The organism is Bacteroides zhangwenhongii (genome assembly GCF_009193325.2).
GTDB lineage: Bacteria > Bacteroidota > Bacteroidia > Bacteroidales > Bacteroidaceae > Bacteroides > Bacteroides zhangwenhongii.
Map to the genome: position 1 here is coordinate 68,858 of NZ_CP059857.1, position 7,237 is coordinate 76,094.

A 7,237-nucleotide genomic window follows, 5' to 3' on the forward strand; every position below is an offset into this window, starting at 1 on the left:
TGTACTAATCCAATTCTCACGACACTTGCGCTCTATATTCATTCGGAGTGTAACCTACCTCTTTCTTGAACAGTCGGGTAAAATGTTGCGGGTACTGAAAACCGAGATTATAGGCGATTTCATTAACGGTGTCGTCTGTAGATGCAAGTTCCGTCTTGGCTATTTCAATAGACTTGTCATGAATGAAATGCAGGGCGGTTGAACCTGTTTCTTTTTTCAATAAATCACTGAAATAGTTGGGCGAGAGGCAGAGCTTGTCTGCACAATACTGTACAGTGGGCAAGCCTATCCGTTTAGCAGCCCCATCATGGAAGTATTCGTCAAGCAACCGCTCAAATCTTGCGAGGATGTCTCGGTTTTGGTTGTCGCGTGTGATGAACTGACGGTCATAGAAACGTGTGCAGTAATCAAGGAACGTCTTGATGCTGTCTGTGATGAGGTTCTTGCTGTGACGGTGTATCGGATGGTTCAATTCATATTGAATCTTGTGGAAGCAATCCATGATGATTTGCCGTTCTTCCACACTAAGGTGCAATGCCTCGTTTGTCTCGTAGGAAAAGAACGAATATTCACGCATTATCCGCCCGAGAGGTGTATTCCGCAGCAGGTCGGGATGGAACATAAGCAGGTAGCCATCTGGTTGGAACTGCATGCCGTCATCTTCCGCACCGAACACCTGTCCGGGCGCGATAAATATCAGTGTGCATAATTATTCCTAAGTCTGTGAAACCGGAACGCATGAAGCAGAATCTCGACATATTAGACTTCACCCTGTCGGCCGACGACATGGCACGGATAAAGACGCTGGATACCGACAAGCCTTTCTTACTCGGCTCGCACGAAGATCCAGAAATCGTAAAATGGTTCATGCAGTACAAAAACGCCTGAACATCAACAACCATATTTCGATAGCCGCTATCGACTATATTAAGAAGTTATTCGTATATGCCTTTATTGTAATCCGTCATGTACTGAGTAAATGTTTTGCCTGTTTGCTGTTTGAAGAAGCGCATGAGATGGCTCGGATCAGAGAAATTGAAATCATCCGCCATTTCACTGACAGTGCGGTTGGAGAATAGCAATTCGTTCTTCAGTTCCTCAAGCAGACGTTGTTTTATCAAATGGGTAGCTGATACTCCGAATTGGGCTTTTACTGAGTTATTGAGTGTGATGCGACTGACATGAAGCATGTCTGCATATTCCTGCACCCGCTGGTGGGTGCGGATATTCTGTTCCAACAAGTCCTTGAACCGAAAAGCGAAATTGTTTTTAGCAATTTCAGCGGGCAAGCAATAGGCGGCAGCGTATGTACGATTGATAATCAGCAAAAGATAATATAGTAAGGAAACAATGATATTGTACGTATCGGACACTGGATTCATCAGCTCATACTTAATCTTTCCGAGCAGCCGCATATATTCCTTCATTTCGTCATGTGTGGCATTGATGTAAGGCGGCGTATCTGTCTGGTAACAATACAAAAGGCGAAAAACGAAGAACTTGTCGGCGATAAAAGTACGCATGAAATCTTCGCGGAATATAAGGAACGTGTAATCCAACGCCGTCTCATCTACATGCCACTCTTGTTGCTGATGGGGTGAAAGCAGGAGAACCATGCCGTCGCGCAGTTCAATCTTGCGGAAGTTCAGTAGCAAATATCCGTTTGCCTTACGGAAAAAGTAGAAGCTGAAGAAGTCTGTCTTAAACCGCTTGTTTTCTGTCAGCACAAGTCCGATGTCCTTGTTTATGGCAGTATTGATGTAAAAATCCACGCCGCAACGTGTCTTGTTGAACGGTACGCTGACCAGTCGATCAGGGTTGATTATCTCGTCCATATCCTTGTCGTTTTTGCAAAGATAATAATTTCATTTATCAAAATGGCATAATTACCGTTTTTTCAGGCATAGATGTTTCGCCGGATTCTTCCGAACTTTGCACCCGTAATCAATAACAAGACATATAGTCATGAAAAAGACATCTACAGTACAATTGGTGCGCAATGCCACCTTGAAAATCAGGTATGCGGGACACACCATGCTAATTGACCCCGTTTTAGCCGACAAAGGCACTTTGATATCGGCCCTCGGTGTGAATAAAACACCGAGGGTACACCTCACCATTCCTATTCAGGATATTATCGGAGGCGTGGACATGGTGCTCCTGACCCACAATCACATCGACCATTACGAGCCGAGTGTCCCCACACATTTGCCCAAAGAAATTCCTTTCTACGTTCAGCCCCAGGACGCGGACGCCATCAGAAACGACGGATTTACAAATGTGATACCCATCGAAGAAATAAAAACAATAGACGGCATATCCATTTACCGCACGACCGGACATCATGGTTTCGGGCAGATCGGGCAGATGATGGGACCTGTATCAGGTTATGTGCTAAAAGCCGAGGGCTTCCCGACCGTTTATATAATGGGTGACTGCCGATGGGAAGCATGTATCCGAGACACCGTGGAACGGTTCAATCCTGACTATATCGTGGTAAACTCCGGAGGTGCAATCTTTCCCGAATTTTCCAAAACGGACGGTCCTATCATCCCCGACGAGAACGAAGTGATGCAGATACTTGACGAATTGCCTTCGCATATCAAGCTGATAGCCGTACACATGGATGCCATCGACCATTGCCAGACCACCCGTGCAATTCTGCGCAATGAGGCAACGCATCACGAAGCCGACATGAGCCGGCTGATTATCCCGGAGGACGGAGAAACAGTTGTGTTATGAGTGTCTGCATTAAATCCCTGATAAAAAACATGAACATAGTGGTAGGGTGCACTATAGGATGCCCTTACTGCTATGCCCGTAACAACTGCCGCCGTTTCCACATTACCGACGACTTTTCCGTGCCTGAATACATGGAACGAAAACTGCGCATCATCGATACGTCCCGTCCTCATGTGTGGCTCATGACAGGAATGAGCGATTTCTCCGATTGGAAGCCTGAATGGAACGCAGAAATTTTCGAGCGGATCAGCAGCAATCCCCAGCACGCCTATATCTTTCTGACGAAGCGCCCTGACAAAATCAGTTTCTCCTCTGACGACGAGAACGTATGGATGGGCGTGACCGTTACGCGCAGTTCCGAGAAAAGGAGGATTGATGATTTGAAAAAGAATATCAAAGCACGACACTACCATGTCACGTTTGAACCTCTCTTCGATGATATCGGCGAGATTGATTTCGAGGGAATTGACTGGATTGTCATAGGCACAGAGACCGGAAACCGAAAAGGAAAGTCATATTCGCGCCCCGAATGGGTGCTTAGCATTGCAGAACAGGCAAAGGCTCATGGCATACCGGTGTTCATGAAAGAGGATTTGCTGCCGATTATGGGCGACGAAAGAATGATTCAGGAATTGCCGGAACAATTTACCAGACGAATACAATGAATATGGATACAATAAAGGAAATAGATGTAAAGAGTGTAATGACCAAATCCTCTCTGCCGGTGGGAGGATATTCGGTCAACCCTTATGTAGGGTGTCCCCACGCCTGCAGGTATTGCTACGCATCGTTCATGAAACGGTTCACCGGGCACACCGAGCCGTGGGGTACGTTTTTAGATGTAAAAAACTGGAAGCCGATAACGAATCCTCATAAATACGACGGTGAACGTGTTGTAATAGGGTCTGTGACGGACGGTTACAATCCGTATGAAGAAGAATTCCACCGTACCCGAAGGCTGCTCGAAGAGCTGCGAGGAAGCGATGCCGAGATTATGATATGCACAAAGTCCGATCTTGTCCTTCGCGATCTCGACCTGTTGAAGAGTTTTCCCAAAGTGACTGTGTCATGGTCTGTCAATACGCTCGACGAGCAGTTCTGCGCAGATATGGACAACGCCGTAAGCATTGAACGCCGTCTGAAAGCGATGCGTCAGACATACGAGGCAGGTATCCGCACCGTATGCTTCGTCTCGCCCATATTCCCCAGAATAACAGACGTAAAGGCAATAATAGAGGAGGTAAAAGATTATGCTGATTTAATCTGGCTTGAAAACCTGAATTTACGCGGGCAGTTCAAAGGCGGGATAATGACGTATATCCGTGAGAAGTATCCTGACCTCATACCGCTTTACGAGGAAATTTACAATAAAAAAAGGCTTGAATACTGGCAGGCATTGGAGCAGGACATTTCAAATTACGCCAAGGAGCAGGGCTTCCCGTATCGTATAAACGATCTGCCATACGGACGCTCGGAAAAAGGCAAACCTGTCATCGTAAACTACTTCTACCACGAAAAAATACGATTGACAAAATGAGGCTATGCCGGACTGATGCAGAAAAGTTGTAGCGCGGATAAAAGCACCATGTATGTGGATAATATCCGGCAATCTTCCGAGCGTATGCGGGAGATGCTCAACACGCTGCTGGATTTCTTCCGTCTGGACAACGGCAAGGAGCAACCCAACCTTTCCCCTTGCAGGATTTCCGCAATCACGCATATTCTTGAAACGGAGTTCATGCCCATTGCCATGAACAAGGGGCTGACTTTGATAGTGGAGAGCCACACCGATGCGGTGGTTTTGACCGACAAGGAACGTATCCTGCAAATCGGCAACAACTTGTTGTCAAACGCCATCAAGTTCACGGATAACGGTAGTGTATCATTGGCAGCGGATTATGATAACGGTTTGCTGAAACTTATCGTTGAAGATACCGGTACGGGCATGACCGAAGATGAGCAACAACGAGTATTCGGTGCATTTGAACGTCTTTCAAATGCCGCCGCAAAAGACGGCTTCGGATTAGGCTTCCTGCAACCAGCCGTTATCCAACAGCCGGGTTAAATGCGTCCTCCCTATCTCGGCCGTCCCTTGCAGGACGACACAGCGGTCTTTCTCCTGGAGCTTTCTTAATTCCTCCAGTGAAGCCGCCATTTTCTCCGCCATTGTTGCCATAACCGTTTTTATTTAGATTCTGATTATTTTCGTGCAAATACTCGTTTTTAGACACGTGTAAATACTCGTTTTTAATTATGTGCATTTACTCGTATTTGTTGCAAAAATACAATATTTGTTCCGATAATCAGCTACTAATGAAGTCTTTTTTTACTTGTTGTATCGTCGAAACGGCCTTTCCCGTGAGCTTCGCCACGTTCCGGATCGAGTAGCCTTTCTTTAACAAGGCGATCGCCTCCCGGTATTCCTCTTTCCTCTGTTCGGCCGTTTTCCGGCTTCCCGGCTTCCGTCCCAGCCTGCCCCCTTTCTGGATGTACAACTCCCGTCCGCTATTAAGGCGGTCGATGATCCCCTGGCGTTCGATCGCGGCCAGTTCCCCCAACAGGGTAGTGATCAGAGAGGACAAGGGGTTTACCGTCTTGTCCGGCCGTAACGTTTCCAGGTTCAGGTTTTGAATATACACGCATATTTTATGCGTGTGCAGCGTATCGAGTGACTTTAGGATCTCCAGGGTTGAACGCCCCAGGCGTGAGATCTCGGTCAGCAACAACATATCCACCCGGTTCTGCGGATCTGTGCAGTATTCCAGGCAACGGCTTAAAACCGGGCGTTCGATATTGGCCTTTCGTCCGCTTATCTTTTCCTCAAAGACCGCCGTCACCTCGTACCCCCGTCCGGCTGCGAACCTCTCCAGATCGACAACCTGCCGTTCGGTCGATTGCCTGGCCGACTGCGAGCTTACACGTGAATAAATAACCACATTCATCCCTTTTGCTTTTGTTCTTCCTTATCTATTGTTTTAATCACCTTATCCACCTCTTTCAAGGAGGCATTATTTCCGGATCTATCCAAAAAAGAAATTCGCTAATTAACCTATAATTACTATCTTTGCATTGTAATGCTTGGTAAAGCCTCTGTTATCAAAACACGTAACCAAGTCAAGGATATACCCGTTCATCAAGAACGGGTTTTTCTTTTGCGACAGCCCATTCATAAGACAAAGGATATTATAACAGGTCAGTAATCACAGCCGCCGGAATATCCAGCTTTGAGAAAGCGAACATCTTTTTCCCCAGATCCTTTAACGAGGCTCCGATATGGTACACGTCCGTTTCATCAACGATCAGGAAACGGTCGTGACTGTCCCGGTACGTCCTGATGTCGATAGGTGGGTACTGGCTGTTATGCCTGTCAAGATCAAGTTGGAGTTGCTGCGTGATACGCTGGGTGTAAATGGTGGCCGAGACACCGACGCTGCGTTTACTCAACATGAGCAAGACCGTTTCGTCCACATAGTTGTCGATAAGCACGATCGAACGCCTGGCCGACTTTACCAGATCGGTAGCGAACTTGTACGCATCGAAAATCTGGCCGTTATAAAAAATGCCTTCGACCGGGGGCAAGGCAGTACGCACAAAAAAATCTATCTTCTCGGTATGTTGAGCGACAGTCCTTTCAAGTTCTGACAAACGTTTATTAATGGAATACCCTTTTAAAAGATAGTCCTTTAAAACCTTATTCGCCCATTGCCTAAATAAAATACCTCTTTTACTATTGACACGAAACCCAATGGATATGATCGCATCCAAATTGTAATAAGTCAGATTGCGCATCACTTGCCGTTTGCCTTCCTGTCGAACTGTTCGGAAATCCCGAACAGTTGAACTTTCCTCTAATTCTTTCTGATCATATATGTTTTTTATATGCTCGCTTATATTTGCTTTGCTGGATTGAAAAAGATCCACAATTTGCGCCTGTGTCAGCCAAACGGTTTCATCTTCCAGCCTCACTTCCAACTTGACCGCTTCATCCGGCTGGTATAATATGATTTCTCCCTGTTCCATTACTTATTTACCTTTTCTTAATTCATCAAGCCTCTGCATCGCACCGCTGAACTTCTCACTAAACATCATATCATCGGGCAAAACAAACCAGGTGGGAATACCTCTCGACTGTGGATTACCTATACATTCATCTTGCCCGTTCTGTTTGCGGTAATCGTCCCATTCACTATAAGCGATGTTCCAACGAATACCTAATTTATAGGTATTTTCCCATTTAATAATAGCCAGTGAATAGGCCGGATCATCTTTGCCGTCATAAATCACTTCTACAACTTCAACCATCCCTTTAGGGGAATTTATAAACTTCGGATTTTTATACGAATAAGTGCTCATGTCTTTTATTTTTTATTTATAGCACACAAAGATACTCAAAAACAAATATATACATATATACATACGTATGATTAACGTATAAAAACATTTATGGTTATTCTAATCTTTGATTAATTCCGGTACAGAAACAAAACGTACCGAA

9 protein-coding genes and 1 pseudogene are annotated in these 7,237 nt (G+C 45.6%); 5 read left to right on the forward strand and 5 right to left on the reverse strand.

The features are described from left to right. Positions 1-16: 16 nt before the first annotated feature. Positions 17-676, reverse strand: a complete 660-nt coding sequence (locus GD630_RS21200) for a helix-turn-helix domain-containing protein (RefSeq protein WP_004329304.1) — start codon at positions 674-676, stop codon at positions 17-19. Positions 677-699: 23 nt separating this feature from the next. Between GD630_RS21200 and GD630_RS21205 the strand changes: the two genes are divergently transcribed. Then, positions 700-888 carry a hypothetical protein gene (locus GD630_RS21205; RefSeq protein ID WP_005775886.1) on the forward strand — a complete coding sequence of 63 codons (189 nt, stop codon included), beginning with the start codon at positions 700-702 and terminating at the stop codon, positions 886-888. 47 nt (positions 889-935) lie between these two features. Here GD630_RS21205 and GD630_RS21210 read toward each other — a convergent pair whose 3' ends face one another. After that, positions 936-1,835: a helix-turn-helix domain-containing protein gene (locus GD630_RS21210; protein WP_004329302.1), complete on the reverse strand. Its 900-nt coding sequence runs from the start codon at positions 1,833-1,835 to the stop codon at positions 936-938. A 130-nt stretch (positions 1,836-1,965) separates the two neighbouring features. On the opposite strand from GD630_RS21210, the gene GD630_RS21215 reads away from it, so the two are divergent. From GD630_RS21215 to GD630_RS21230, 4 genes and pseudogenes are all read left to right on the forward strand, one after another. Then, positions 1,966-2,742, forward strand: coding sequence for an MBL fold metallo-hydrolase (locus GD630_RS21215; protein ID WP_004329300.1), 777 nt, complete (start codon positions 1,966-1,968; stop codon positions 2,740-2,742). Beyond that, positions 2,739-3,407: a radical SAM mobile pair protein A gene (locus GD630_RS21220; RefSeq protein WP_004329299.1), complete on the forward strand. Its 669-nt coding sequence runs from the start codon at positions 2,739-2,741 to the stop codon at positions 3,405-3,407. Before GD630_RS21215 ends, GD630_RS21220 begins: the two co-directional genes overlap by 4 nt. Then, on the forward strand, positions 3,404-4,279 hold the full coding sequence (locus GD630_RS21225; protein ID WP_004329298.1) for a radical SAM mobile pair protein B: 876 nt from the start codon (positions 3,404-3,406) through the stop codon (positions 4,277-4,279). The genes GD630_RS21220 and GD630_RS21225 overlap by 4 nt, the downstream gene beginning before the upstream one ends. Then, a pseudogene (locus GD630_RS21230) lies at positions 4,280-4,771 on the forward strand (sensor histidine kinase); the annotation flags it as partial. It abuts the gene before it with no gap. A 274-nt stretch (positions 4,772-5,045) separates the two neighbouring features. Here GD630_RS21230 and GD630_RS21235 read toward each other — a convergent pair. The 3 genes from GD630_RS21235 to GD630_RS21245 all read right to left on the reverse strand — a co-directional run bounded on the left by GD630_RS21235 (position 5,046) and on the right by GD630_RS21245 (position 7,095). After that, positions 5,046-5,684, reverse strand: a complete 639-nt coding sequence (locus tag GD630_RS21235; protein WP_007564634.1) for a recombinase family protein — start codon at positions 5,682-5,684, stop codon at positions 5,046-5,048. Between the two features lie 241 nt (positions 5,685-5,925). Next, positions 5,926-6,762, reverse strand: a complete 837-nt coding sequence (locus tag GD630_RS21240) for a virulence RhuM family protein (RefSeq protein ID WP_007564633.1) — start codon at positions 6,760-6,762, stop codon at positions 5,926-5,928. 3 nt (positions 6,763-6,765) lie between these two features. Next, entirely contained in the window at positions 6,766-7,095 is a 330-nt protein-coding gene (locus tag GD630_RS21245) for a hypothetical protein (RefSeq protein WP_007564632.1), read from the reverse strand. Between the last annotated feature and the right edge of the window lie 142 nt (positions 7,096-7,237).